Source organism: uncultured Leptotrichia sp. (assembly GCF_938036635.1).
Lineage (GTDB): Bacteria > Fusobacteriota > Fusobacteriia > Fusobacteriales > Leptotrichiaceae > Leptotrichia > Leptotrichia hongkongensis.
Genome location: NZ_CALHQO010000030.1, coordinates 1 through 1,966 on the forward strand (window position 1 = coordinate 1; position 1,966 = coordinate 1,966).

The 1,966-nt window shown below is 32.8% G+C and carries 2 protein-coding genes; both read right to left on the reverse strand.

Annotation, left to right across the window (positions count from 1 at the left end; genetic code table 11):
- Positions 1–991, reverse strand: a 991-nt coding sequence (gene dusA, locus Q0370_RS00420; protein ID WP_299570571.1) for a tRNA dihydrouridine(20/20a) synthase DusA, incomplete at its 3' end; no start/stop codon positions are given.
- A 75-nt stretch (positions 992–1,066) separates the two neighbouring features.
- Positions 1,067–1,861, reverse strand: coding sequence for a M48 family metallopeptidase (locus Q0370_RS00425; RefSeq protein ID WP_299570573.1), 795 nt, complete (start codon positions 1,859–1,861; stop codon positions 1,067–1,069).
- Positions 1,862–1,966 lie beyond the last annotated feature (105 nt).

Consider the following 1,966-nt stretch of genomic DNA (forward strand, 5'->3'; position numbering starts at 1 on the left):
CTTCAATTTTCTTTAATAGCTCTCTCAATGTTCTAGAATCTGCTTTTGGCTCATTAATCGCTCTTTTCCAAGCTTTACTGCCACGTATGTTATGAAATAACCCATGTGTATGCATTAGAAACAGATGTGGACGCAATTGCTGTTTTTCCATATTTTCAATATAATGAATCATTTTTTCTATGATTTCTTTACGAGTGATATTTATTTCTTTTCCGTAATATTTTCCAAATTCAGTCAGAATCATAGGATTATCATAAATTTCACGTCCTAGCATTACAGAATCAACATATTTTAAATGTTCATCAATTTCCTTAACATTTTTAATTCCACCGTTAATTTCTATATGTAAATCAGGATATTCTTTTTTTGCACGGTAAACTTCATCATACCTAAGAGGCGGAATACTTCTGTTCTGTTTTGGATCAAGTCCTGCAAGTATTGCTATCCGCGCATGGATAATATATTTATTTACCCCAATTTCTTTAGTAGTATTAATAAAATTTACCATATCTTCGTATTTGTCTAATAGTGTTCGTTCGAAAGAGGCTGGCAATATATTTTTTCCATCAATCCCTATTCTATGCTTTATCGAAATCGGTTTACCTGTTGCTTCCTTCATTGCTTTCACTATATTTGCTACTTCTTTTGGAAATGCCATAAGATAAGCACCCATCATATTTCCAGACACTCTGTCTGATGGACACCCGACATTTAGATTAATCTCATCATAATTGTATTTCTCAGCGATTTTTACAGCCCTATATGCTTCTTCTGGATTTGTTGCCGCAATTTGTAGAACAATTGGATGCTCCACTTCATCAAATCCTAGAATATAGTCTAAATCTCCATTAAGAATAGCCTGTGCCGTTATCATCTCTGTATACAGTAAAACGTCTTTATTTATCATTCTTACAAAATTTCTAAAATTTCTATCCGTTCTGTCTACCATCGGAGCGATACTTATCTTATTATTCACAACATTTCCTTTCATACTTTTTTTGATTATTTTTCCTATCAAAGTTTTATTCAATATGAGAATAAAAATATGGTAATTTATATTATCAATCTATCTTGCTTTATAATATTTCATTGCTTCAGGCAAGAATTTTCTAGCTGCTTCAATTCTATTTTTTCCAGATGGATGTGTTGATAGAATTTCAGCTCCTTTCCCTGAACCTATTGAGTCCATTCTCTCAAGTGCCGTAATTGCTTCAGATGGATTATATCCAGCCATTGCCATAAATATCATTCCATATTTATCTGCTTCATATTCCTGTGTTCTGTTAAATTTCAAAAGTGTAATGGACAGTCCGCTTGAAACAAGAGAAGATACAGCGTTTCCTCCTGTTACAGCATCTGTTACAGTTGCAGCAATTCCTGCAAGTGCCCTATTACTTGAAGCTTCCGCATGGTGTCCTCCAATAACGTGTCCAATTTCATGCCCCATTACAAATGCGACTCCTGCGTCACTATTAAGAACTGGCATTATTCCAGTATAAAAGGCTATTTTCCCACCTGGCATTGCAAACGCATTTATTTCGTTAGTTTTTATTAAATTAAACTCCCATTGTAAATTTCCTAACTTCTTTGATAATCCATTTTCATTTAAATATTGTTCAACTGCTGTTGAAATTCTTCCACCAATTCTTCTCAATCTTTGCCCATCAGCTGTATCATTTGCAATCAGCCCTTTAGCACTAGCCTGCTGAATAAACTGCCTATAAGCAGAAACTGAACTTGAGGCAACACTTTCATCACTTACCAGCTTTAATTGTCTTCTCCCCGTAAGAGGTGCTACTGTACAGCTTGAAATCATAGTTACTGCTGTTATTAAAAATAAGATTTTTGAATATTTTTTCATTTTTAAACTCCTTTTCCTTTTCTAGATATATTTGTTTAATTTTACAATTTTTTTTTACAATTTTCAATATTAATTTTCTTATAATTGTTTTAAAATTTGTAAGTT

Coding starts and splice junctions, on each gene's coding strand:
- Q0370_RS00425 (WP_299570573.1), bottom strand. CDS start 1,861: ATGAAAAAATATTCAAAAATCTTATTTTTAATAACAGCAGTAACTATG.